Annotated in this window: 19 protein-coding genes and 1 riboswitch; of the genes, 8 read left to right on the forward strand and 11 right to left on the reverse strand. The window is 49.7% G+C overall.

What is annotated here, in order from left to right:
• Positions 1-162: 162 nt before the first annotated feature.
• Both F557_RS20315 and F557_RS21515 read right to left on the reverse strand, forming a co-directional pair.
• Positions 163-2082 carry an IS1634 family transposase gene (locus F557_RS20315; RefSeq protein WP_084761670.1) on the reverse strand — a complete coding sequence of 640 codons (1920 nt, stop codon included), beginning with the start codon at positions 2080-2082 and terminating at the stop codon, positions 163-165.
• Positions 2083-2357: 275 nt separating this feature from the next.
• Positions 2358-2963 carry a methyltransferase family protein gene (locus F557_RS21515; protein ID WP_084761671.1) on the reverse strand — a complete coding sequence of 202 codons (606 nt, stop codon included), beginning with the start codon at positions 2961-2963 and terminating at the stop codon, positions 2358-2360.
• A gap of 198 nt (positions 2964-3161) precedes the next feature.
• Between F557_RS21515 and F557_RS0114760 the strand changes: the two genes are divergently transcribed.
• From F557_RS0114760 to ttcA, 5 genes are all read left to right on the forward strand, one after another.
• Positions 3162-6164 (forward strand): EAL domain-containing protein, encoded by a 3003-nt coding sequence (locus F557_RS0114760; protein WP_019002993.1) that lies wholly within the window; start codon positions 3162-3164, stop codon positions 6162-6164.
• A gap of 153 nt (positions 6165-6317) precedes the next feature.
• Positions 6318-7304 (forward strand): phenylalanine--tRNA ligase subunit alpha, encoded by a 987-nt coding sequence (gene pheS, locus F557_RS0114765; protein ID WP_019002994.1) that lies wholly within the window; start codon positions 6318-6320, stop codon positions 7302-7304.
• 36 nt (positions 7305-7340) lie between these two features.
• Positions 7341-9728 carry a phenylalanine--tRNA ligase subunit beta gene (gene pheT, locus F557_RS0114770; protein WP_019002995.1) on the forward strand — a complete coding sequence of 796 codons (2388 nt, stop codon included), beginning with the start codon at positions 7341-7343 and terminating at the stop codon, positions 9726-9728.
• Between the two features lie 139 nt (positions 9729-9867).
• Positions 9868-10302, forward strand: coding sequence for a DUF5710 domain-containing protein (locus tag F557_RS20325; RefSeq protein WP_019002996.1), 435 nt, complete (start codon positions 9868-9870; stop codon positions 10300-10302).
• A gap of 25 nt (positions 10303-10327) precedes the next feature.
• Positions 10328-11185, forward strand: coding sequence for a tRNA 2-thiocytidine(32) synthetase TtcA (ttcA, locus tag F557_RS20330; protein WP_019002997.1), 858 nt, complete (start codon positions 10328-10330; stop codon positions 11183-11185).
• A 68-nt stretch (positions 11186-11253) separates the two neighbouring features.
• On the opposite strand, the gene uspE is transcribed toward ttcA, so the two are convergent.
• Both uspE and fnr read right to left on the reverse strand, forming a co-directional pair.
• Positions 11254-12174 carry a universal stress protein UspE gene (uspE, locus tag F557_RS0114785; RefSeq protein WP_019002998.1) on the reverse strand — a complete coding sequence of 307 codons (921 nt, stop codon included), beginning with the start codon at positions 12172-12174 and terminating at the stop codon, positions 11254-11256.
• 100 nt (positions 12175-12274) lie between these two features.
• The gene (fnr, locus tag F557_RS0114790; protein ID WP_019002999.1) at positions 12275-13033 is read right to left on the reverse strand and encodes a fumarate/nitrate reduction transcriptional regulator Fnr; all 759 of its coding nucleotides are present in this window, start codon (positions 13031-13033) and stop codon (positions 12275-12277) included.
• 160 nt (positions 13034-13193) lie between these two features.
• Here fnr and lpxK point away from each other — a divergent pair, with 160 nt between their 5' ends.
• The 3 genes from lpxK (at position 13194) to F557_RS20335 (ending at position 16002) form a co-directional block, all read left to right on the forward strand.
• Positions 13194-14177 (forward strand): tetraacyldisaccharide 4'-kinase, encoded by a 984-nt coding sequence (lpxK, locus tag F557_RS0114800; RefSeq protein ID WP_019003001.1) that lies wholly within the window; start codon positions 13194-13196, stop codon positions 14175-14177.
• The gene (gene kdsB / locus F557_RS0114805) at positions 14177-14941 is read left to right on the forward strand and encodes a 3-deoxy-manno-octulosonate cytidylyltransferase (protein ID WP_019003002.1); all 765 of its coding nucleotides are present in this window, start codon (positions 14177-14179) and stop codon (positions 14939-14941) included. The genes lpxK and kdsB overlap by 1 nt, the downstream gene beginning before the upstream one ends.
• 278 nt (positions 14942-15219) lie before the next feature.
• Entirely contained in the window at positions 15220-16002 is a 783-nt protein-coding gene (locus F557_RS20335) for a Bax inhibitor-1/YccA family protein (protein WP_019003003.1), read from the forward strand.
• A 225-nt stretch (positions 16003-16227) separates the two neighbouring features.
• On the opposite strand, the gene lysC is transcribed toward F557_RS20335, so the two are convergent.
• The 7 genes from lysC to F557_RS0114855 all read right to left on the reverse strand — a co-directional run bounded on the left by lysC (position 16228) and on the right by F557_RS0114855 (position 23389).
• Positions 16228-17604 carry a lysine-sensitive aspartokinase 3 gene (gene lysC / locus F557_RS0114815; protein ID WP_019003004.1) on the reverse strand — a complete coding sequence of 459 codons (1377 nt, stop codon included), beginning with the start codon at positions 17602-17604 and terminating at the stop codon, positions 16228-16230.
• Positions 17605-17674: 70 nt separating this feature from the next.
• A riboswitch (Lysine riboswitch) is annotated at positions 17675-17844 on the reverse strand.
• A 229-nt stretch (positions 17845-18073) separates the two neighbouring features.
• On the reverse strand, positions 18074-19402 hold the full coding sequence (gene argA, locus F557_RS0114825) for an amino-acid N-acetyltransferase (RefSeq protein WP_019003006.1): 1329 nt from the start codon (positions 19400-19402) through the stop codon (positions 18074-18076).
• Between the two features lie 257 nt (positions 19403-19659).
• On the reverse strand, positions 19660-19998 hold the full coding sequence (locus tag F557_RS0114835; protein WP_019003008.1) for a MaoP family protein: 339 nt from the start codon (positions 19996-19998) through the stop codon (positions 19660-19662).
• 368 nt (positions 19999-20366) lie between these two features.
• Entirely contained in the window at positions 20367-21110 is a 744-nt protein-coding gene (locus tag F557_RS0114840; protein WP_019003009.1) for a hypothetical protein, read from the reverse strand.
• Positions 21111-21325: 215 nt separating this feature from the next.
• The gene (locus F557_RS0114845; protein ID WP_019003010.1) at positions 21326-21769 is read right to left on the reverse strand and encodes a Panacea domain-containing protein; all 444 of its coding nucleotides are present in this window, start codon (positions 21767-21769) and stop codon (positions 21326-21328) included.
• Between the two features lie 209 nt (positions 21770-21978).
• Positions 21979-23079 carry a HigA family addiction module antitoxin gene (locus F557_RS0114850; RefSeq protein ID WP_019003011.1) on the reverse strand — a complete coding sequence of 367 codons (1101 nt, stop codon included), beginning with the start codon at positions 23077-23079 and terminating at the stop codon, positions 21979-21981.
• A complete protein-coding gene (locus F557_RS0114855) occupies positions 23048-23389 on the reverse strand; it encodes a type II toxin-antitoxin system RelE/ParE family toxin (RefSeq protein WP_026297946.1) in 342 nt (113 codons plus the stop codon). Before F557_RS0114855 ends, F557_RS0114850 begins: the two co-directional genes overlap by 32 nt.
• Between the last annotated feature and the right edge of the window lie 130 nt (positions 23390-23519).

The following is a 23519-nucleotide window of genomic DNA, read 5'->3' on the forward strand; positions in this document are numbered from 1 at the left end:
CAGATGCAGCTCACGTTTTTTGTTTTCATAAACAGTTTCATGAAACCGGATAATTATTAATTTTTTAATAACTTTTCGCTGAAAAGTGTTAATTTCCGAAGTTCGACAGTTTGCGTAACATAGATCTCTGCAAATCCTTGCTAGATAAGATTTTTTGTAATGCTAGGTAGTTTTAGGCTGTTTCAGCTTTTTAGGGCCTGCCGAAATTTTTTTCAAAATTTTTTTCATTGTGTCTTTCATCACTACCTCATGGGTCAGTTCTGTGAGTCCACAACATTCCAGGAGATCAGAAATGAGTTCTGAGTTGTTGTAGTCAGGCTGATAACCATTGCCGTTATCTACCTCTATTACACGTATGTCCTTCAAAGCCTGAATTATCTGTTCAATTGAGTATTTTCCGTCGGGATACTTCAGTTTATTCTCGTTTAAGGAAGCAATTTTCTGTTCAACTCCTCGAAGCAGTACCAGAGCCATAAAACAAACAAGAAAATGAGCCGTTATCCTCTGATCCTTGCTATGATAGAAAGGCCGTGATTCCAGATCTGTTTTCATAATCCGGAAACATTCCTCAATCTCCCACCGCCGGGCACTGATTGCAGCAATCTGCTCGGCAGGCATCTTGTCAGCAAAAATATTTGTAGTTACAGCATAAAAGCCGTCAAACCTAGCATCTTCCTCTATCTTTTGAGTGTTTAGGAAAGCAGAGGCATTAACAGCTATTTCACCATCTTCTGTTGAATACGTCTTTTCAATGAGAGATTTGGGGCTATGGTCACTTTCACGGTCAAAAGTCCTGTTCTCAATCATTTTTGCTGCTCTTTTGATTTTTCGTTCTCTCAGAGACCTCAAAAATTCGTAGTACTTGATGGAGAATGTGACAATCAGTCTGGCATCCATGCCTTCAGCTGTTGTCCGCTCCTTGAAAAAAATCGTGTGATAATGCTCTGCATAGCAGGCTGGATCAGACAGTTTGCTGAGATCAAAATTTGTTTTAGTCACCCGCTTTCCGGCTGTATCAAGAGAAAAATAAGACCATCCGGTCTTCTCGACAGACCATTCCTTCAGATGGAGTTTCAGTTTCTTGATTGACTGGGTGCATATGAAGTGCCGCTGCCCGCGGAATCCCATTTTTACCAGCAGGTCATCTTCTCCAACATTGTTGAAAGATCTGTTGGCATCACCCGAAAGCCCCGCATCGGTACAGACTGTGATATCAGTCGTTTTGAAGTTCTTTATAAGCTCTTTTTCAAGTGGAACTATGGTCGTCTGCTCATTGGTATTGCCGGGGTTGATACAGAAACCCAGAGGGATACCGTTGCCGTCCATGAATAACCCCATTTGGACGATTGGATTTGGACGATTCTCTTTTGATTTGCCGTATTTTCTCAGTGTATGGTTCTTCTTCCAATCATCCGGAATATCATCCCTGTCACAATCTTCCAGTTCCTTTTCAGAATAGAAATTGGTGCAGTCGTAGTAGAGATGGTTCACATCACGTTCGCAGACATTCGCTGTGTACTGATACAGTCTGTCCTGAACAAGACTGACGTCTTCGTTTAGAACATCCATGGCTCTGTAGATGTGCTGCAGTTCGATTTCATACTTTTCGAAGAACCTGTGCTGGAAGTCATTAACCAGTGCCAGTTTTGACGATGGGAACAGGATCCGTCCGAAGAGCATGACCTTGAGAACCTCTGTAAGGTCATATCCGGTAATGTGAGGATGTTTGTCCTGAAGCTCCTCGCATATCCGGTTCATTCCAAACTCGTAGTACAGTTTCTCCAGAATCAGATAGCCAGCATTGAAGATGTTGCTTTTCTTGTCCTTAAGGTGATCCTCCCTGAGTTTGATTACAATCTCACGCTGGTTTTCTGACTTTTCCTTCAACGCCCTGGCATTCAGTGAATTCACATAGTTCCTGCACCAGGCTTCAGCGTCATCAACCTTATACTTCTCTCTTATGGCACTGGCACAACCTAACTTCTCAATCGTCCTTGATGTTCTCCTGCCAGTTTCTGTCCGGCAGTCTTCAATAACAAAGTAATAGTAGTTGTCCGGCTTTCCGGTGTGGCTTAGTCTCATGGTAACAGTGGATGGTTAGTTCAACAGACAAACTATAGTATAACATATTACGAATGTTACGCAATATTTTTAATAACTTTTTTAGGCAAAAAAGCAAGCCACCATTGGGCTTCGGGCAATTTTGTTTAAGATCAACTGTCGAACTTCCGGGAATCCTTTAATTATCAGGAATGGTATTCCTGCTTTTAAAAGTGCTGTGAACACGCTGGTACAGTGTTTTTTGAATACGGTTAATCTGAAACCGGCAGCGGGAATTCTATCACAAAAAGGCTTAATTAACTATTCCGGATCCTGAACCAGCGGGGGGTTCTTTCCCGGTATTCCCGGTATTCAGGACAGGTTTTTTCGAGAAAGGCCTCCTCCATGAGAATCTGGCGTTTTAAAAAGTGCCTGACACACAGGAGCGTCAGGGGAAGCAGGGCCGGGGAGAAAATAAGTCCCCATCCTGAAAGCAGAAAAAAGTGGGAAAGATACATGGGATTCCGGCTCCGGCGGTAGATTCCTTCCGTAAAAATGCGGTGCGGCGTTCTCGATAGGGGGTGCGGGCTTATCCGGTACCTGATAAAGGGGGCCAGCGCCAGAGCGGCGATGATGATTCCTGCAGTGATGAGCGTAAGTCCTAAAGCGGTCAGCGGCAGCGCGGATCCGGTCAGAAGATCGCCGGGCAGGTTTCGGAATTGTTCCGTAATCAGGGAGAGCGGACTTTCTTCAGGCCGGACATCATTGCTTTCCGCAAAAAACGGCCTTGCCAGATAACAGGCAAAATGGACCAGAAAGCATTCTCCGGTAACTGCCGGAGGAATAAGCAAATAAGCTTTGATATTGCTAAAAACAGATCCTGACATGGTTATTTCATACTGGTGCGCGTTACGTGCCGTCATGCATTATTCTGCCATGACGGTATCAGATGCAGCTCACGTTTTTTGTTTTCATAAACAGTTTCATGAAACCGGATAATTATTAATTTTTTAATAACTTTTCGCTGAAAAGTGTTAATTTGCTGTAATCAAATGTGATATAATTCAAAAAAAGTAGAAAAGGTTTTCACCTTAAAATAACTGATTATATCTGGATGAAAGATGCGTTTCATTTTTTCACTTGCCCTGGGCTTACTGATCCTGCTGTGCTCTTCGGCCGTATTCGGAGAAGTACCGGTCATTTATGTTACCGACAGCAATGTTCAGATGGATATTTCGGGACGCATCGAGGTCAACCGCGAGTCTCCGAAGGCTCTGTGGCCGTGGGAGGTTGTCGGTCCCTGGGAAAAATACAGTGTTGAGCCCGTAAAGTGGGCAGGCAGCGATAACCGGGTGCGCTGGTTCCGGTTCCGGGTGGAAAACCGCAGCGGAGACAGTGCCAGTCTGGTGCTCAGCGTCAACAATATCTTCATTAACAAGGTCGATGTATTTGTTCAGAACCAGCGGGGACAGCTCATCAATGTCTGGCATACCGGCATTGACCGGGGGCTCAGCTCCAAATTTTTTCCGTCCAGCGGCTGGGATTTTCCGATTTTTACCCGTAATCATGAATACAGCACTATCTATGTCAGACTGATATCGAATCTGGATACCCAGTTCAATTTCGGTCTGGTAGATGTAAAGAAATTTAATTTTCAGGACACCGCAGACAAGGTAATAAACGGAATTACGGTGGGCATCATGCTCATCGTATTTATTTCTTCTCTGGTGTTTTTTATTTTTCTCCGGGAAAAGCGCTATCTTTATTACACCATTCTGGCGCTTTCAGTGACCTCCTGTATCTGGATCTCCGGAAGCTACCTCACCCTGATATCCCGGTTTTTCAGCGGCAATGCGGATCTGGTCCGGAATTATGTCTGTGCCGGTCTTCTGGCTCTGGCCGGGTTTTCAGGATCGGTGTTTACCTTCCTGCCGTATTTCCGGACGGCGCTATTCAGATATTATCAGATTGTCTTTACGGCTCTGGGCATTATCGGTGTCGCCGCGGTCTGGTTTCTGCCCGAAAAGGCCGGTTTTTTCTATATGCTGTCCTGCTATGCCGTTACGGCGGCGATCGGAGTCTATTTCATTTTCCGGGCGCTCCGGGAGCAGAACTACATTCACCTCTGCTATGTGTTTGTCGCGGAGCTGTTCCTGGCGGGAGTTACCGTTCCGAATCTGGCACTTCTGGGCTATCTGGGCTTCGAGGCTGACACGCACCGGTATTTCTGTCTGGTTTCCGGTCTTCTCGGGATTATGGTTTCCATTTCCATGGGCTACTGGGCCTATTATGAAAGAACCCGGGGCGATGAGGCCGCCATCCAGGCTGCTGAAAACAGCAACCGGCTGAACCAGTTCCTGAATCACAGTACCTCCGGACTTTTCATTATGTCCTGGACCGGGCGCATTCAGGAGGTGAATCCGGCCTTTGTTGCACTGGTAGGGAATCCGGCAAATGACAGCTCTGACGGCAAAAGCTACTGCTCCTTCTCCAGTCTCTGCTGCGAGCCTGATGTATTTGATGACTTTTTTGCAAGGCTGGTACGCAAGGTAAATACGGTACTTGACGGGATGAAGAATGACAGCATTCCCTCGGTGAGCGACGTCAGGAATCTGGATATCAGAGGGCGGGAGGGGAAAACCGTGCCGGTGAAGCTCACTTTGACCTTTTTGCCGACCTATGATCTCAGAAGATGCCTGAATTCCCAGGGCAAGGTCAGCAACAGCATGTACCAGTTTATCGGCGAGTTTTCTGACATGAGTCAGGATGAAAGCTACATAAGTCAGCTGCGTTTCCTGGAAAATAATGATCCGGTGACCGGAGTCTACAACCGCAAGTACTTTATGGAAATGCTGAACCGGGAGCTGGGGCTGGAGGGGGCCAACAAGGGAGTGCTCTGCTTTATCCGGATTCAGAATCTTAACTATATCAACGACGTGTCCGGCCATACCTATGGCGATGAAATTCTGCACCGGATAGCGGATTGCCTGAAATCCGGCATCAGGACAGAGTTTGACGTGTTCAGGATTAACGGCAACGAGTTTGCGGTTCTGATGCGTTCGTGCTCCGCCCGAGATGCTCTGGGTTATGCCAAGGAATGGCGCCGGAAGCTTATAAGTCTCAGGCTGAACGTTTCCGGGAATATGCATGTCATCACCATGAACATGGGGCTGGTGCTTATTGATACTGCCAGAGGAAATGTTTCCGCGCTCCTGTCCTGTGCCAATGCCGCCTGCCGGATTGCCATGGACATGGGGCCCAATACCTACCACCTGTTTATTTCCGATAATGCCATAAACCGTCTTCCTGCCTATACTGAGACCGTTTCTCTGGTTACCAGGATTCATCAGGCTCTGGACAGCGGTTCCATTTTTGCAGTCAGACAGAAGATTCTGAACATGCGGTACCGGAACCGGAAGTGCTACGAGCTTTTTGCCAGAATCATCGGGGATCGGCGGGATGTTATTGAGCCCTCCTCGTTTGTGTCCCGGTGCTATGGCTTCAATATCATGTCCAGAATTGACAGCTGGATGCTGGAAAGCCTTAACAGAATATACCGGGACAATCCGGAGGGCTTTAAGGATATTGATGTGGTCTTTGTCAATATCAGTTCGGAAACCATCTGCGATCAGGATTTTGTTTCCAGGCTCCGGAATCTTCTCAACAACAATCTCGCTCTTACCAGGGTTATCTGCTTTGAGATAGACGAGGATGATGTCAGTCATCATCTGGATTCGGTGCTGAACTTTATGAACAAGTTCCGGAACAGCTGTCTCGGTTTTGCCCTGGACAATTTCGGGAAGAGCGGCTGTCTCGGCTACATGCTGAAGCTGCTGCCGATTTTGTATATCAAGTTTCATCCGGACTTTACCCAGAACATCAGCCGCGACGAAAGCAACCTTATCATCATCAAATCGCTGATTCAGATGGCCCGTGGGCTTCATATGCATACCATGGTGTCCCAGATTGAAAACGAAGATGATTTCCGGATCTTCGAGGAGCTGGGGGTGGATTTCTGTCAGGGGTGCTATATCTGTCCTCCCAGTCCGGTAAGTCAGGACTACCAGGTCTCGGAAGCGCAGAATGATGTTCCGGAGGAATGCGGAGCGGTCAGAAAGGCCTGACCGGCCAGAGTGCCAGGCTCCACCGGCCGGCAGATTTTTGTTCCGGCTCTCAATTGTCATTAAAGTCTAAGATAAAGTATAATCACCGGCAGTTTTTGCCGGTTTTTTTGTTGCGGAGGAGCTTTCCCTCCGGTACGGATTTAAGAGGAATTTATGAGTGATTTGAATGAGCTTGTGAGCCAGGCTCAGGCCCGGATTGCCGAGGCCGGAGATGAGGCTGCCCTGGAGGCCGTAAGGGTCGACTATCTGGGGAAAAAAGGCCTTTTTACAGAACAGATGAAGGGACTCGGCAAGCTTTCTCCGGAAGAGCGTCCCAAAATGGGAGCGGTTATCAATGCTGCCAAGACCCAGGTAACCGAGGCTCTTAATGCCAGAAGAGCGGCAATTGAGGCGGAGATTCTGAACTGCCGGCTGGCTTCAGAGACCGTGGATGTTACCCTTCCCGGCCGGAGGGCGGAATCCGGCACCCTGCATCCGGTTACCCGTACTATCAGAAGAATCGAGGAGATTTTTGAGTCTCTGGGCTTCACTACCGAGTCCGGCCCGGAAATTGAGGACTGCTTCCATAATTTCGATGCGCTCTGCATTGAGCCGGATCATCCGGCACGCTCCGAGCACGATACCTTTTATTTCAATGACAACCTGCTTCTGCGCACCCAGACTTCCGGAGTGCAGATTCGCACCATGGAGAAGAAGGCTCCTCCCATCCGGATTATTGTGCCCGGAAGAGTTTACCGTCCCGATTATGATATGACCCACACGCCGATGTTTCATCAGGTGGAAGGCCTTCTGGTGGATGATCACAGCACCTTCGCCGAGCTTAAGGGGGTGCTGCACAGCTTCCTGGTCAACTTTTTCGAGGAGGAGCTGGAGGTGCGGTTCCGTCCTTCATACTTCCCGTTCACCGAACCCTCCGCCGAGGTCGATGTCAGGAGAAAGAACGGCAAGTGGCTGGAGGTTCTGGGCTGCGGGATGGTAAATCCCCGCCTCTACAGCAATGTAGGACTGGATCCGGACAGATATCACGGTTTTGCCTTTGGTCTCGGAGTGGAGCGTCTGGCTATGCTGCGCTACGGTGTAAACGACCTCAGGGCGTTTTTCGAGAACGATATGAGATTCCTGAAGCAGTTTGGCAAGTAAAACCGGCCGCCGGTCAGAATTAGGAGATATTTTTAAATGATTTTCAATAAGCAGTGGCTGGACGAGCTGGTACCGAACAGCCTTTCGGCAGACGAGGTTTCGGACATTATCACCATGGCCGGTCTCGAGGTTGATTCTGTGGATCCTGTAACCGGGGAGTTTTCCGGGGTGGTAGTGGGCGAGGTGCTGACCTGCGCCGATCATCCGGATTCCGATCATCTGCACATTACTACCGTCAGGGTTGGTGAAAACGAGGTTCTGGACATTGTCTGCGGGGCCCCGAACTGCAGACAGGGGCTTCGGGTAGCCTGCGCCAAGGTGGGGGCTGTGCTTCCCGGAAATTTCCGGATCAAGCCGGCCAAGCTCAGAGGCGTTCCGTCCAACGGCATGCTCTGCTCCGCAAAGGAACTGGGACTCAGCGAGGAAAGCAACGGCATCATCGAGTTCCCGGCCGATGCTCCGGTAGGTACTGATATTCACGATTACCTGGGGCTTGACGATCAGGCCATAACTGTGGATCTTACTGCCAACAGAGCCGACTGTCTCAGCATTCGCGGCATTGCCCGGGAATTCGGAGTTCTTACCGGCACCGATGTGCGCTATCCGGAAATCCCTGCTGTTCCCGCCTCCATAAGTGATACCTTTCCGGCTCAGGTTGCGGACACCGAGGGCTGCCCCCGCTATCTTACCAGGGTAATCAGAAATGTGGATCTCTCCCGGAAGAGCCCACTCTGGATGCAGGAGAAGCTGAGAAGACTGGGAATGCGCAGTCTGGATCCGGTGGTGGATGTTACCAATTATGTCATGCTGGAACTGGGGCAGCCGCTGCACGCCTTTGATCTGGACACGCTTCAGGGCGGAATCACCGTCAGAAAGGCCAGATCAGATGAAAAAATCGTGCTTTTAAGCGGACAGGAGGCTTCTCTTTCCCCGGATACTCTGGTGATTGCCGACGATGCCGGAGCGGTGGCACTGGCGGGAATCTTCGGAGGAGACCGCACCGGAGTAAAGGCCGGCACGGTCAACATTCTGCTGGAATCAGCGTTTTTCAGCCCAAAGGCCATCAAGAACCGGGCCAGAAGCTATGGTCTCGATACCGAGGCTGCCCACCGCTTTGAAAGAGGGGTGGACTACCGGATTCAGGCTGCAGCCATGGAAAGAGCTACCAGATTCATTCTGGACATCGCCGGCGGCGAGGCCGGTCCGGTTTCCGAGACCGTGTGCGAGGAGAAGCTGCCGCAGCCGGAGAGAATCAATGTTCCCTTCAGCCTGATAAAGGAAGTGCTGGGTGTTTCCATAGAGCGAAACGCGGTCACTGACTATCTGACCAGACTGGGCATGGAGCCGGAGGTCAGCGGCGATGCGGTGTCCGCTATCAGCCCCAGCTGGCGCTATGATATTGCCATTCCGGTGGATATCTGCGAGGAAGTGGCCCGGATGTACGGCTATGACCGGATTCCGAACGTGGATCCGGTGGCTCCTCTGCGCATGATTCCGCGGCATGAGGCGCAGGTTTCCTCCTGGGACGTGAAGTCCCTGCTGGCAGATATGGGCTATCATGAGGTGATTACCTACAGCTTTGTGGACGACCGCTCTCTGTCAGTGCTTAATCCTGCGGAAAAGCCTATCATTCTTCCGCATCCGATTACTTCGGAAATGAACGCCATGCGAACCACCCTCTGGGCCGGACTGGTGAATGCAGCCCTTTACAATATGAACCGGCAGGCCAGCGACCTCAGGCTTTTTGAAACGGGACTGACCTTTATTTCTGATCCGGATGCGGAAAACGGTATCCGGCAGGAGGAGATGGCCGGCGGTCTTATCACTGGAGGAAGTTCCCGTGAAAGCTGGTACGGAAAGCCCCGGGATCTTGATTTCTACGATATCAAGGGCGATGTGGAAAGACTTCTGGAGATTACCTCCGGCAATGCGGAGTTTGACTTCGTTACCGGAGTGCATCCGGCACTGCATCCCGGGGTTTCTGCCGCCATTCTCCGTAACGGCGAGCATGTGGGAGATGTAGGGCTTATCCATCCTTCCGTGCAGAAGGCCCTGGGACTTAAAAAGAAGGTATTCCTGTTCCAGATAAAGATGCGGGCTCTCTCGGTCAGAGGCATAACCGCATATGCCGATTTCTCGAAATTCCCGTCAATCCGCCGCGATTACGCCATGGTGATTGACAGCAGTGTTCCGGCAGCAAGGATCCTGAATACTGTCAGAAGAAATGCCGGAGCGCTCCTTCAGGATGTTAATATTTTTGATATCTATGAAGGCGATAACATTGCTGCGGGCAAGAAGAGTGTGGCTTTCAGCGTGGTGCTGCAGTCTCCGGACCGTACTCTCGAGGACAGTGATATTCAGGAAATTAATGACCGTATAGTGTCCAGCCTCAGAGAAAGCTTCGGGGCCGAGCTAAGGGAATAATTTTCCGGACATTAGCAAAAACAGTCTGTTAAAGGAGAGGCGGAAATGCTGTCTCTCCTTTTTGTTGCCGGCTAAACAGACTGGCGGCAGCAATAATGGCCGGGAAAGCCCGGTACGGCAGAGATAAACGGGGAGAATTATGGCAATGACAGCTGATTGTGCCGATTATAATGATGGCGGCGAGAGTGCCGGATGTGATTTTTGTAAGGAATATATTCCGTTTTCAGAGGCCGAGATCCGGATGTTCGGCAGCGTATTCGGCACTGCTGATCCCGAATGCTGTCCGGAAGGGGCTCCGGATTTCGGACGTGCCGGGATTCCGGAGAATGTTTCCGGCATGGGAAGCTTCCGGAGACAGCGGGGCGGCGGAAAGTCATTTCCGGCCCCGCAATACGGCAATCCGGCCCGGGATGACAACCAGAGCCGGGTTTATCTGAATGTGCCCTATGCCGAAAAGGATGCTGCCAGGAGACTGGGGGCCCGCTGGGATGCTTCCCGGCGGAAGTGGTATGTGCCGGACGGCTCGGATCTCGGACCGTTTCAGAGATGGCTGAATCTTTCGGAACGTTTTTAGGACGGTTCTTCGGGGGAAATCTGCAATGGATGAAAAAAAATATCTCTACAACACCAATAAGACACTTAAAAGACTGCGGCATCTGACGGGAGATGCCATCAGGGATTTCAATATGATTGAATCCGGAGACCGGGTGATGGTATGCATGTCGGGCGGCAAGGACAGCTACGCGCTTCTGGATATCCTTTCCAGTCTCCGGAAGAGTGCGCCGGTGGATTTCGATCTGATTCCGGTACATCTTAATCCGCATCTTCCCGGATATCCCCAGGGAGTAATGGAGGAGTATCTCCGGGGTACCGGACTTCCGTACCATATTATTGATGAGAATGTCTACGGCATTGTGCGGGAAAAGATTCCCGACGGCCACAATATCTGCTCTCTGTGCTCCCGGCTGAGACGGGGGATTCTCTATCGGGTGGCGGGAGAGATCGGGGCTACCAAAATTGCCCTGGGGCACCATGCGGATGATGTTCTCGGTACCTTCTTTCTGAATCTTTTTTATTCCGGAACTGTCAAGGGCATGCCGGCGAAGCTTCATACAGATGACGGCCGTCATATAGTGATAAGGCCGCTGGTGTACTGCCGGGAACGTGATATTGTCAGACTGGCAGAAGGCCGGGGCTATCCCCTGTTTCCTAAAAATCTGTGCGAGTTTGGAGAAAACAAAATGCGGGGGGAGATCCGGGAGATGATTGCCGCATGGGATCGGAAGTATCCGGGACGAAGCATGAATATGTGCAAGGCCATGGGACGGATCAGTCTCAGTCATATGCTGGATCGCCGGCTTTATGATTTTGACAGAGACGAAATTATTGCCGGAAGCCGGGCCGGAACTGAGAGGCCGGATCCGGAACAGCACCGGAACCCTGTGGCAGGGGAGTAGCCCCGGATCTCCGGGGCGGGAAGGGCGGAAAACCGGGAATCACGTACCGGCAGAAATGCCGGACACAGTCAGAGCCTTGCGCTCTTCTTCAGCACCAGAAGGTCACAGTTAACCGCATCCACAATTTCCTCGCAGATATTTCCTACCAGCGCGGCGGCAATACCGGTGCGGCCGGTATGTCCTATGAGCACGGCACAGGCATTGAGATCAGCGGCTATCTTGGGAATCACGTCATCCGGCTGGCCTTCGATTACATGGCAGTTTTCCGGAGGAATCCGGTGCCTTGCGCCAAAGGCCTCAATCTGTTCGCGGCTGTGCTTCATTACAGCTTCCGAATAGATATCCGGAGTAAATCCCGGGATTTCTACAATGGAAACCGGCATCAGAGGCGGGGTGGCGTTAAGCAGGTGGATTCTGCCTCCCATAAGACGGGCCAGCTCCTGAGCATTGCGGAGCAGTCTGATGTTCATCAGTCTGATATCCCGATCCTCCGTGTCGGAAAGGTTCAGTGCTACCAGAATATTTGCTCCTTCGGGCCAGGGATGGTCTTTGGCGATCAGTACCGGAATGTCGGAGGTGCGGAGGAGCTGCCAGTCTGCGGGGGTAAAAACAACTCCGTCCAGAATGCCATGGCTGTCGGCGCTTTTAATCACCAGATCATAATTTCCGGATTTGATTTCAGCGGTAATGGCACTGGGCAGACTGCGATGCCATACCACCTTGCCGGTGATTGATGTGCCTTCGCAGTGCTGTGCTTTCAGTTCGTTTTCAAGCCAGTTCTCGCTGTTTTCCAGAATGCTGTGGCGCATGGCGGTCTGCTCGTCAATATTCAGCAGTGTGGTGATATCGTAGGAAAAGTCATAGATGGCAAGAAATGCGGTGATCCGGGTGTCCGGGGAGAAGCGGACGATTTCCAGAGCTCTTTCCAGGGAAGGCTGTTCGTTCCGTTCCGGTTCAATAACAGCCAGAATATTCTTAAATTTGCGCATGGGATACCTCCACAATTTTAAGATGTATATTCTGATTGTAGAAAATTTTGGGAAATTTTTCCTTGCAGTACTTCAATTAACGGCAGGAAAAACGGGGAGATTACGGGTGATTTTCAGATTTGGCGGCCTGGCACAGATTGCCGTTTTTAACATCCCGGAGCAGCACCTGATCCAGAATGGTAATATAACGGCCCTTAACTGTAATGATACCGGCATCATGCAGCCTGGAAAACAGCCTGCTGATGGTTTCCACAGAAAGGGAAATGCAGTTTCCGATCTCATAGCGGGTCATGGTCAGCTTTATTACATCCGGTGAGAGATTGCGTCTGGTCTGGGCCTCGGAAAGGTGCAGCAGGAATGATGCCAGGCGCTGGGGTGCTGTTTCCCGGGAAATCATCATGAGAAGCTCCTTTTTGACGGAGATTTCCTGGCTCATGAGTCTCATAAAGCGCATGTTCATTTCCTGATGCCGGTACAGTGCTCTGGAAAGCTGAGCATAGTCAATTTCGCAGATGGAGGTATTTTCGAGAGCCTGGGCAAAGGATTTATGCTTTTTTTCAAAAATGGCATCAAAGCCGACAATTTCTCCGGATATGGAAAAACCGGTGATCTGTTCGTCTCCGGCCTGGCTCAGCGAATAAATTTTAAGGCTGCCGCTTTTTATGGCATAAAGTCTGAGCAGAGGATCTCCCGCTTTGTAAAGAATCTCCCCTTTGTTAAGCCCCCGCCTTTTATCTATAATGTTGTTGAGCGCCGAGAGATCCGAGGACGTCGGGCTTTTTCCGGGAAGGCAGATTTCGCAGTAGGGACATTTATCGCAGGACTGGCATTTCTGGTCCGGGAGAGTTTTAACTGTCATGGCCACCTCTGTTTCGGGATCTCGGGAATTTTAGCATTTTTTAGGGTATTTTCCATGCCGTTATTGAACGTGTTTTCCGGTTCCGGAGCGGCTGCGGCACCGGAGCCGGATTTCAGGGAGACTCTTTTTTTCCGGAGCAGCTCTGAAGAAGGGAGCGACTATGAGTCTTCATGAAAAAATCTGGTTTCAGGGAAGTCCTCTTATGTGGCTGCTCTGGCCTTTTTCCCTGATATTCGGTCTGGTTTCCGCACTGAGACGCCAGCTGTATTTCCGGAATATTCTGCCCTCGTTCCGGAGCCGGATTCCGGTAGTGGTGGTGGGTAATATTATGGTGGGGGGAAACGGAAAAACTCCGGTGGTGATTGCCCTGGCGGAGTACCTGGCCTCCCGGGGCTTCCGGCCCGGGGTGGTAAGCCGGGGGTACCGGGCGCATCCCCCGGTATATCCCTATGAGGTTATTCCGGATTCCCCTGTCGGCGAGGCCGGAGACGAGCCCTTGCTTATCCGGCTTAAAACCGGAGTACGGGTGGTCATTGATCCCCGGCGGTCCCGGGCTGTCGGGTATCTGGAAAACGCTCTGGATGTGATTATTACCGATGACGGTCTTCAGCACTATGCTCTCGGGAGAGATATTGAAATCGTGGTGGTTGACGGCAAGAGACGTTTCGGGAACGGACGGCTTCTTCCCATGGGACCGTTAAGAGAACCTGCTTCCCGGCTGGCGGAGGCGGACTATGTGCTCAACAACGGCGGAGAGAAAGAGGGGGAGTATCCGGTAAGGCTGGTTCCCGACAAGGTACGCCGTCTTGACGGCATGGAGGCGGTTCTTCCTGAGGGGACAGAGGTCTGCGCCCTGGCGGGCATCGGAGATCCGGAACGCTTCAGAAGAACACTCCAGGATGCGGGGTTCCGGGTTTCGCGGAGCATTCCTGTTCCTGATCACGGCTTTGTTACGGAAGCTGAAGTGCGCCGGATTGCCGGAGGTCTTCCCGTGATTATGACCGAAAAGGATATGGTGAAGTACGGCAGAAATCATATTGAGGGTTTTTACAGCCTGGGTGTCCGGGCGGATCTGCCGTCAGAATTCTATGACAGACTGACGGCAGATATCAGCAGAATTCAAAAAGAGAGAGGTATAAGATAATGCATTATACGGTTGTTATTCCATCACGCTATTCTTCGACGCGGCTTCCGGGAAAGCCGCTCCTTGACATTATGGGAAAGCCTATGGTGGTGCGGGTGGCGGAGCAGGCGGTCAAAGGCGGTGCCGACCGGGTTATTGTGGCTACCGACGATACCCGTATCAGGGATGCCGTTTTGGCCTCAGGAGTTAAGGCTGAAGTCTGCATGACCTCTCCGGATCATAATTCCGGTACCGAGAGAATTGCCGAGGTGGTCAATGTCCTCAAGCTGGAGGATCAGGAGATTGTAGTAAATGTTCAGGGAGACGAGCCTCTGATTCCCCCGGAGAACATTGCCCAGGTGGCAGATCTTCTGGAATGCTCCCAGGCCCCCATGGCCACACTGTGTGCCAGGGTTACCGGCGAGGATGTGTTTGATCCCAACTGCGTGAAGGTGGTTATCAACCATCAGGGAGATGCGCTTTATTTCAGCAGGGCGTCAATTCCCTATGAGCGGAACAATTTCCGGGACGGCAACAGGGAGGCTCTCAGAGGACATGCCCGGCATATCGGAATTTATGCCTACAGAGTGGGCTTTATCAGAAAGTATCTGACTCTGCCGCCCTGTGAAATCGAGGCCATGGAATCCCTGGAGCAGCTCAGGGTGCTTTATCATGGCTACCGGATTGCCGTAACCTATGCTGAAAAGGATCCTATGGTGGGGGTGGATACTGCCGAGGATCTGGAGAAGGTCAGAAAGATCTTCAGCGAAATGGCCGGTAAATAGCTTTCGTTCCCGGAAGCAGGCGACGGGCTGGGCTCTGATTTGTCGGGGCCCCGCCCGTTATTGTTATCCTGTTTTAAAATTTCCGGAACAGGCCGGGGCCGGCAGTTTTTCATCGGACTTCTGATTTCAGAAAGATGCGGCGGTTTCGGAGACTGTAACATAAAATCACACAATAGCGGCTGGGAATCCGTTAAATGCTTTCTAAATATGGTATATTGCATACGGAGTTTTTTTTAAGCTGATTGCAGTCAGCCTTGATTTATTTAAGGGATAAAAACATGAGTTACAACTATTCGAATCCAGTGGTATCCTCTCTGGAGAGAAATTCCGAAGTTCTGGCAGGAACCTCCGGCCAGCTTATGACTCTTGAGGGAACTGCCAAAAAGGCCGTAATGCTTATTGCTCTGTGCCTTATAACCGGCTTTATGATGTACTTTAAAGCTGAGGGCATGGTTGCCGATATGATAGTAAACGGCGGTTCCGGCGGGGGGCTGTACGGGATTACCACGATGGCTCTGATTGTCGGTGCCGTGCTGGGACTGGTAGGAACCTTCTTTCCGAAATCAGCCAAGGTGGTAGCTCCCATATACAGCATTGCCGAAGGTATTTTCCTGGGCGGGGTTACTGCAGTGTTTGAATCCAGGTATCCTGGTGTCGGTTTTGCGGCTCTCAGTGCCACAGTGGTGACTGCTCTGTCCATGTTTATTGCCTTCTCCACCGGCCTGATAGCAGCAACTCCCTTCCTGAAGAAGTTCCTGATGATGGCTGGCATTGCCATTATCCTGACATACATCATCAATCTCGTGATGCATCTTTGCGGGGGCAGTGGCATTGAGACCATTCAGGTTGAGAATCATTCCCTGCTCAGCTATGGTGTTCAGACTCTGATCTGCGCAGTGGCCTCTCTCTTCCTGATCTGGGATTTTGACAATATTGCCAACAGTCACGGCCGGGTAGGCAAGGAATACGAAATGGCCTATGCTATGGGACTTCTGATGACCCTGGTATGGATGTACCTGGAATTCCTGAAGCTTTTTGCAAAAATCAATTCCGATAACTGAGGCGTTGCCTAAAAGACGGCGGAACAGTGCCGGATAAATCAGGGGCGGGGATATTTCCTCGCCCTTTTGTGTTTTTCTTATTTCAGAATGAAGGAAGCACAGGTGCTGACTGAAAAAAAACGGCAACAGAGAATCGTTAAGCCCCTACGGGAAAGGGAGATCTGAAATAAAAAAACGGGAGATGTCTCCCGTTCTTTATAATCTCAGATAATGCCGCCGGGCGGTTTATCTGATGTTCTGAGGATTGCCTTCCAGAAGGTGGTGATGCAGCTCGGCAATAGCCTGTTCTGCCTGAGACTGGTCAACCAGGAAGCAGAGGTTGTGAGAGCTGGCACCGTAGCAGATCATCCGGATGTTGACATTCATGATGGAGGAGAATACAGCAGCACCGGTTCCGGAAACCTGGCTCATGCCGTTTCCGATAAGAGCGATGAGAGCCAGGCCCTCGGTAACTCTTACACTGCAGATGCTCTTAAGCTCTGCCAGAAGTCTGTCGCTGAGAACTGACTGTCCGCTGGACTGAGAGCCGGTATGGTCAAGGGTAATGGCCACACTTACCTCTGAAGTGGTAATCAGGTCAACGGAAATGCCGTACTTGGCGAAGATGCTGAAAATGTTTGCCAGAAAGCCGCAGGCTCCAATCATGTTCGGGCTCTTCAGAGTCAGGAGAATCTGATCTCTTCTGAGGGCTACCGCTCTGAAGGTCGGCTTGGTGTTGGTCTGGGATCTTACCCAGGTACCGCCGGATTCCGGATCCTTGGAGGAACCTACAAATACCGGGATATTGCGGCGTACGGCCGGGAAGATGGTGGCCGGGTGCAGAACCTTGGCCCCGAAGGTTGCCATTTCTGCAGCCTCGGAGAAGGTGATTTCCGGAATCACGTGTGCTTCCTTTACCAGACGGGGATCGGTGGTGTAAATGCCGGGTACGTCAGTCCAGATCTGAATGGCCTTGCAGTTGCCGATGGCCTCGCCCAGAAGAGCGGCGGAATAGTCGGAGCCGCCGCGGCCCAGGGTAGTGGTCTGACCGATGGCGTTAGAGCCGATGAAGCCCTGGGTTACCACAATGTAATCATCAAGAAGCGGAGTCAGGAGTTCCTTTGCGGTATTGCTGAGCACCTCGATGATCGGGGTGGCCTTGCCGAACTGGTTGTTGGTGCGCATTACGGAACGCACGTCGAACCACTTGGCGTTGTAGCCCTTGGACTTGAGAACCTCGGTAAAGATCTTGGTGGACATGATTTCGCCGTAGGAAACAATGCGGTCGGTGAGAGCGTCGTCATGCTCGATGATAGCGTGCTTGGCCAGATCACGGATTTCGTGGATGAGCTTTTCGATTTCCGCAGTGATTTCGGCTGGGCGGCCGAGATCGTCAAGAATAGAGAACTCAATATTGCAGATCTTTCCCATTCTTTCTTCAATGCTGGCCTCGTCGAGAGTTCCGGAGGCAAGTTCAACAAGAAGATTGGTGATGCCGGCACTGGCGCTTAATACCACCAGTTTGGTGTCCAGATTGGAGGTAACAATTTTGACACAGTTGCACATGGCTGCATAGTTGGCAACACTGGTGCCGCCGAATTTGGCAACGCAAACCTGATTCATTTAAATCTCCTGATAAGTGTTTTGTTTGAGTTACCTAAGGAAAAAGATTTGGAGGCGGGGAATACTGATATCCGCCAGAAGCCCTTCACCTTAGTGTGACAGCCTGAAGGATTCAGCCTTCATGGCCGACAGCCGCACCGTGTTCCAGCGGTGCTGCCGCCTCGGCTTTTCATTCCCTCTCCGGCCGAACTGGAATTCCCGGGATGCCGGATACCTAAGAAAAGCGCCTCTTCTGGTTCAAGTAAGAATTGGTTAGCAAAATACCTTTTTAGGGGGTTTTTGTCAATACCTGATATAGTTCACAATTTAAAGATTTTGAAGATGTGGCAGTGTGTCTGATTTTGTGGGGGTTTACGGGAATTTGTGTGTGAACTGCCGCTTCAAAAGAGGGCTTGCGCTGCGGGGCGGGCTTAATGCCCGGAGTCCGCAAAAAAAGGGAGCACTTGGCTCCCTTTCAGGCGTGAACCTATCAGTAATTGATTTTTCTGAAGAAGATCTTGGACATTCTCTTGTAGTTGTAATGATCCTGCTTTTCCTTTGGCAGATCCTCGATGCTGCCGGAGACAAAGCCCTTCTCCAGGAAGAAGTGAGCGGATCTGGTGGTGAGAACGAAGAGGTATTCCATTCCCTGTTCCCGGGCCAGCTCCTCAATTTTGTTTATAAGCACAATGCCGCGGTTTGATCCCCGGTAGTTCGGGTTTATGGCCACGCAGGCCAGTTCGGCCTTCTTTTCCTCGGGATAGCAGTAAATGGCTGCTGAAGCGATAACCATGCCGTCGCGTTTGATAATGACATAGTGATCGATATCCATTTCCAGCTTTTCCCGGCTGCGGTGTACCAGAATTCCCTGTTCCTCCAGCGGTCTGATGAGTTCCATAAGGGAGGGAATGTCGTTGATGGTGGCTCGGCAGACGGTTTCGGCGCTTTCCCGGACGATCTGAGTACCGATACCGTCTCTGGTAAAGAGCTCCTGGATCAGGGCGCCGTTCTGTTCGTAGGATACCAGATGGCAGCGTTCCACGCCTTCCTTGCTGGATTCAATGGCAGCGCTGAGGTAGCGGCAGGTGGAATTATGGGTTTCCGGATCAATTTGTTCAAGATACTTTTCGGCATCGCTGGGGAACATTTCGGCAATTACATCGCCATTCCGGTCTCTGATAAGCTCTTCGTCAGAGCAGTAGGTGATAAGCTTGTTGGCTTTTATGGCCACGGCAACAGAAGCGGCGATCTGCTCACTGTTGATGCAGAAGGTTTCACCGGCAATGGAATATCCCACCGGGGCAATGAGTACTACGGAATTGTTATCAAGCTCTCTCCTGATATTTTCCCCGTCAACCCGTCTGACCATACCGCTGTGCATATAGTCGATGCCGTCAACAACGCCGAGAGGTCTGGCGGTTACGTAGTTTCCGGAAACTACATTGAGCCGGCTTCCCTGCATTGGGGTGTTGATAAGCCCCATGGAAAGCTTGGTGGTAAGATCAATTGACATGATGCCGCAGACCTTTTTGATAACAGCGAAGGTTCTGTCATCAGTAATGCGGATGCGCTTATGGAAGCGGGTCTCGATTTTTTCCCTGGCCAGTTCCTCGTCGATCTGCTCCTTGGCTCCGAAAACCAGTACCAGCTTCATGCCAAGACTTTGAATCAGGGCAAGATCACTGATAATGTTATCGATCTGGGGGCTGGCCAGAACCGATCCCGGAAGAAGAACCACTGTGGTGGCACCTCTGTGATGCTTGAGATACGGGGCACTGTGTCTGAATGCCTCCACCAGGCTGTCATTGTTAACTCTCATGTTCATGTTCCTTAAAAATGAGGGAAAAAATAAGGACAACTCCGCAAGAAAGACCTAAGCCTTTCAGGTTCTGCCTATTGTAAGATAATTTGAGATCAGTGTCAGAATTTTTGCCCCTTTTGCCATTAATAAAATGGATTTTCCGGAGATGTCATCTTCTGAGAGGGTGGTGGTCTTGGTGCCGCAAAACATAGAAAATAAAAAAGGAGACGCACGGCGGCAGTCTCCCTTTTCAAAAAACGTCACTTACTCAGATACTATTCGATGGAATCATCTCCGGAATCGTAGGATCCCTCACCATCCTCATCTCCGCCGGATGCTGTAAGATCATGAGTCTTCCGCGGGCTGATTTCCTTCAGGTACTTCTTGAATACCTTGGCATAAAGATCCGTTGGAATGTTGCTGCTGCGGATCTGGGCCAGAAATTCCTTTTCGACACTGTCCTTGGGTTTTCTTTCGCCCTTGTAGATTTCCATCATGGCGGTACCGAATTCTTCAAGAAGCTCAGATTCCTTTACAGAAAAGCGTCCGCTTCTGCGGATTCCGCGGGGAAAGTTGGTAAAGTCGCTGAAGGACTTTTCTGATTCAAAGCTCATATTATGTTGTACTCTCTTTAGTAAAAATCATCACCGCAGCCGGTAAGGCGCCAGGGATCTGCAATCGGTACCGGCAGACCGGCGCGTTATATATTCCAGTCAGGCTCCGTCCGGCGGCAGGACAGGATTCCTGTTCCCGAAAAAAGCGATATCTGCCTGAAAGCATTACCGAAAACAGAAGAGTGAACCAGCGGGTAACTGAATCTGCACTCCGGTTCCGAATCTTCAGGCTGCTACGGAAAATCTCCGGAAAGCCCCGGTATTTCTGAAATTATATTATCTGCCGGAGTTTTCATCAAGAGAAAGACTTGGAGACCGTCTCCGCCAATTGTTCCTGTAACAGCGGGCTACGCCGGAAATATTTCTGCCTACAGGGACAGCACCTCTCTTTTTACGGTCGCTATGATTTCGGAATTATTCTGCTGTGTTTTCGGGTCAATCTCCAGATCGGCAAAATACCACCAGCGGTAACGTGTTCCGCAGATTTCAAACTCCTCAGTTTCCGGCAGACAGCTGGTTGCAACTTTGAAAAAGCGGTGGTAGTAGACCTTGAAAACATTGTCTGATACCGAGTACTTGCGGGTATGCTCAGAGAAGGATAATTTGCATTGGGCCGCGTCTTCGTTATTAATTCCTAAAACGGCATTGAGATATTCTCTGACCAGGGCTGTTTCAGTTTTGTCGGCATTGGATCCTCCTTCGGAAGAGGAAGCCTTCTCATAAGGCAGAAGCCACATATCCCACCGTTTATCATAGACAGTCAGAATTATATTTGTTGTTTTGTTCTGGATAATCATTAGATTGAAGGGGTGTTCATTATTCCCGATCCCTTCAATCTCTTTAAAAAGCTGTTCGTGACTTAAAGCGTTCTTTTTGCGGTAGATGTAATTTGACAGAGTTATTGCAATCCAGATGCTTCCGGCGAAAACCATTAATGCTCCGAAGATTATGCTATCAGCTACAAAAAGCTGAAAAGAAGCAGTACACAGCGAAAGCAAAGCCAAAATATCAGCGGCGATCACTTTCCCTGATGCGGAGTGAACGATGCTGTCCCGTCTTTTTTCGAGAAGCAGTTTCAGATCCCCTTTATCAATCCTAATGTGGGTATCCATGGTATAACTCGTTAGTTAAGGTTATTGCATGCAAGAATTTAACAGGAACTAATAAAATCCTGTCAGACTCTGTTTCACTTCCTGATTTTTCTCTGTCATTGAATGCTAAGGAGGCGCTGCCAGAATTTGTCTTTTGTGTTCTTTACCTGACAGCCCGCTTATTAAGAGCTCTGTTATGTGATTTCTTTGCAAAGGCTGTTTTGTGGGAGCTATTATTAAAAGTCAAGGTTTTGCACCGCATCCCTCTCTCTTCCTTGGTGGATTATATTGGAGCATTCTGCGCCAGCTGGAACTCCGGCTCTTGCTTTAATCCACGGATCCTCCATATGAGTCAGCTGACTGAGCCATTGAGCATCGTGTTTTCCGTAATATTCCAAAACTTTGTCAATGGTATCTTTTTGATTATCAGAGAGATCGCCAATTCCTCTGGTCTCATCGCTGGCATTTACCGAAAACTTTCCTTTTGTTTTAAAAAACAATTCGGGACATACAGGGCCGTTTGCCCATGCCTGAAAATCTTCATCAAATAACGGAGCATCATCCCAGACAAGCGACCACGCCTGAGAGTAATAGCACAGTTTCTGCAGCTTCATTGTGGACATAAAGCCTGATTCAGACTGCTCTAAAATGTATTTTGCCGTGTCAAAAACATTTGCCATGACTTTTAAGCTCCTTTTTTAATGCCGTGTGACTCCCATTAATTTACTGCCTCTCCGGGGCGGATTTTTGCTCGTTTTTTTATTTCGTCCCATGTGCTGCGCATCCTTTCGCCCGCGTTGTCAAAATAGATGCCAATACCTCTTTCGGAGCTTTCTTTGATCCCCTGTTCTTTAACAGCTTTTTTGAAGGTTAAAGAGTCTGATCCACTTTATGACTCTGCCCATTTGTACCTGGTTTTATACCTATGATACCACGTCCACGGAATAACTTTTTCTTTCTGCAATCTTCCGATTACGACGTAAAGCGGAACGCTCTGCGTTTGCGCATATTCCTTAATGGCCGGAATGGAAAATGTTCCTTGATCCAGAAAACGCTCGTAACTTGCCGGGTCAAGAAGCGATCGACTGGCAAAGTCATCTGCCGCAGCCTCTTTTTTCTCATCCTTTATGCAGTCAGTGTCAATAAAACTTCCCGGTTTTGAAATGTCGCCATTAATTATATGTCCCAGCTCGTGGAAAAGGGAGAACCAGAAGATGTCGGCAAAAGCACCTCTTAATGTCAGAACCATTTGGTACGTCCCATCTTCATTCCTGGCTATATAGCCATGAACTGGCGCTCCTCGAAAATTGCGGACAATGCTGAAATAAATTCCATATTTTGCAAAGAGTTCTTTCAAAACTTTCTGGAGATCGCCTCTGTTTGTCAGCATAATCCGCCTGATTGCGGAAACAAGTTCATCCGCACGATCCGGATCAAAGCTAGTATCAACTTGCTGTCCTGATCCCTGTATCTTGCACAGGCAAAGCCAGGCTCCAAGAACATCCTGATTAATCGCAGCCTTATCTGACATCCTGAATGCGCCTGACGGCGCAAGTGTCCGAAGCCCTGTCAGTCTACTTACCTGAAATAACTTCCTCAATCCGATAATCATCTGTTCCTGAGTCAGCTTGTCTGAAATGACGGATCTTTTCTTCAGATAATCAATCACTTCATGGATGGAAGTCAGAACCGCTTTTTCTTCCTCCTGAATACTATCTTCTTCCTGAAGGCTTAAGAGCTCTGCATCATAGTTTGCCTGCAGGTTAAGCCAGAAAGACCTTGGTAATCCCAAGGCATACTCAAGCCCCATTGCAAGCCCTTTAGAGATGTCCTTCTTACCATGGATAACGTCACTCAAAAACGCTTCAGATACACCAGCTCTCTGAGCCAGCTCCTTCTGTGCGATGTTGCGTGCCTCCAACAGATCAGAAATTGTCTCACCGGGATGGATCAGCAGATCAGGGGATATACCACGATTCTTTTCCGCCATGATAATCGACCACTCCTTCTATTTCAATTTCTTCACAGATCATTACAGTATCGCCTTTTTCGTTAGGCTTTATTATCAGCCTGACATTTCCCGTAATACGAACAGAGTACTTCCCGACATCTTTTTTTCCTTTTAATGGTTCGGGATGACCGAGATTCAATTTCAGGAAATCTTCAAATTTGTCAGCCGCTTTTAGGCGATCTATATGTTTTTTTATGGTTCGTGCCCAGTCGGCGGGGATTTTTTTCTTCATCTCCCCATAATCTTCAAAGTATCGTTCAACCTTTTTGCTTGCATAAGTTATCCGCAATTGACCACCACCATCTAAAAGTCTATCATTTATTCAATTAGCCAATCGGTTAACAAATGTCATTGTAACAAGTCATATCGAATTAGTCAATAGGCTAATTCACTTTCTGTTAATTTCAATTATCTCTAAC

It is taken from the genome of Succinimonas amylolytica DSM 2873, assembly GCF_000378405.1.
GTDB classification, from domain to species: domain Bacteria; phylum Pseudomonadota; class Gammaproteobacteria; order Enterobacterales; family Succinivibrionaceae; genus Succinimonas; species Succinimonas amylolytica.

What these genes read in the sequence shown, in the direction of transcription:
- lpxK (WP_019003001.1), top strand. Translation starts at nt 13,194, where the DNA reads ATGAGTCTTCATGAAAAAATCTGGTTTCAGGGAAGTCCTCTTATGTGG.
- F557_RS20325 (WP_019002996.1), top strand. Translation starts at nt 9,868, where the DNA reads ATGGCAATGACAGCTGATTGTGCCGATTATAATGATGGCGGCGAGAGT.
- F557_RS21515 (WP_084761671.1), bottom strand. Translation starts at nt 2,963, where the DNA reads ATGACGGCACGTAACGCGCACCAGTATGAAATAACCATGTCAGGATCT.
- ttcA (WP_019002997.1), top strand. Translation starts at nt 10,328, where the DNA reads ATGGATGAAAAAAAATATCTCTACAACACCAATAAGACACTTAAAAGA.
- fnr (WP_019002999.1), bottom strand. Translation starts at nt 13,033, where the DNA reads ATGACAGTTAAAACTCTCCCGGACCAGAAATGCCAGTCCTGCGATAAA.
- pheS (WP_019002994.1), top strand. Translation starts at nt 6,318, where the DNA reads ATGAGTGATTTGAATGAGCTTGTGAGCCAGGCTCAGGCCCGGATTGCC.
- F557_RS0114835 (WP_019003008.1), bottom strand. Translation starts at nt 19,998, where the DNA reads ATGAGCTTTGAATCAGAAAAGTCCTTCAGCGACTTTACCAACTTTCCC.
- pheT (WP_019002995.1), top strand. Translation starts at nt 7,341, where the DNA reads ATGATTTTCAATAAGCAGTGGCTGGACGAGCTGGTACCGAACAGCCTT.
- F557_RS0114850 (WP_019003011.1), bottom strand. Translation starts at nt 23,079, where the DNA reads ATGGCGGAAAAGAATCGTGGTATATCCCCTGATCTGCTGATCCATCCC.
- F557_RS20315 (WP_084761670.1), bottom strand. Translation starts at nt 2,082, where the DNA reads ATGAGACTAAGCCACACCGGAAAGCCGGACAACTACTATTACTTTGTT.
- F557_RS20335 (WP_019003003.1), top strand. Translation starts at nt 15,220, where the DNA reads ATGAGTTACAACTATTCGAATCCAGTGGTATCCTCTCTGGAGAGAAAT.
- kdsB (WP_019003002.1), top strand. Translation starts at nt 14,177, where the DNA reads ATGCATTATACGGTTGTTATTCCATCACGCTATTCTTCGACGCGGCTT.
- F557_RS0114760 (WP_019002993.1), top strand. Translation starts at nt 3,162, where the DNA reads ATGCGTTTCATTTTTTCACTTGCCCTGGGCTTACTGATCCTGCTGTGC.
- argA (WP_019003006.1), bottom strand. Translation starts at nt 19,402, where the DNA reads ATGAGAGTTAACAATGACAGCCTGGTGGAGGCATTCAGACACAGTGCC.
- lysC (WP_019003004.1), bottom strand. Translation starts at nt 17,604, where the DNA reads ATGAATCAGGTTTGCGTTGCCAAATTCGGCGGCACCAGTGTTGCCAAC.
- F557_RS0114845 (WP_019003010.1), bottom strand. Translation starts at nt 21,769, where the DNA reads ATGGCAAATGTTTTTGACACGGCAAAATACATTTTAGAGCAGTCTGAA.
- F557_RS0114840 (WP_019003009.1), bottom strand. Translation starts at nt 21,110, where the DNA reads ATGGATACCCACATTAGGATTGATAAAGGGGATCTGAAACTGCTTCTC.
- uspE (WP_019002998.1), bottom strand. Translation starts at nt 12,174, where the DNA reads ATGCGCAAATTTAAGAATATTCTGGCTGTTATTGAACCGGAACGGAAC.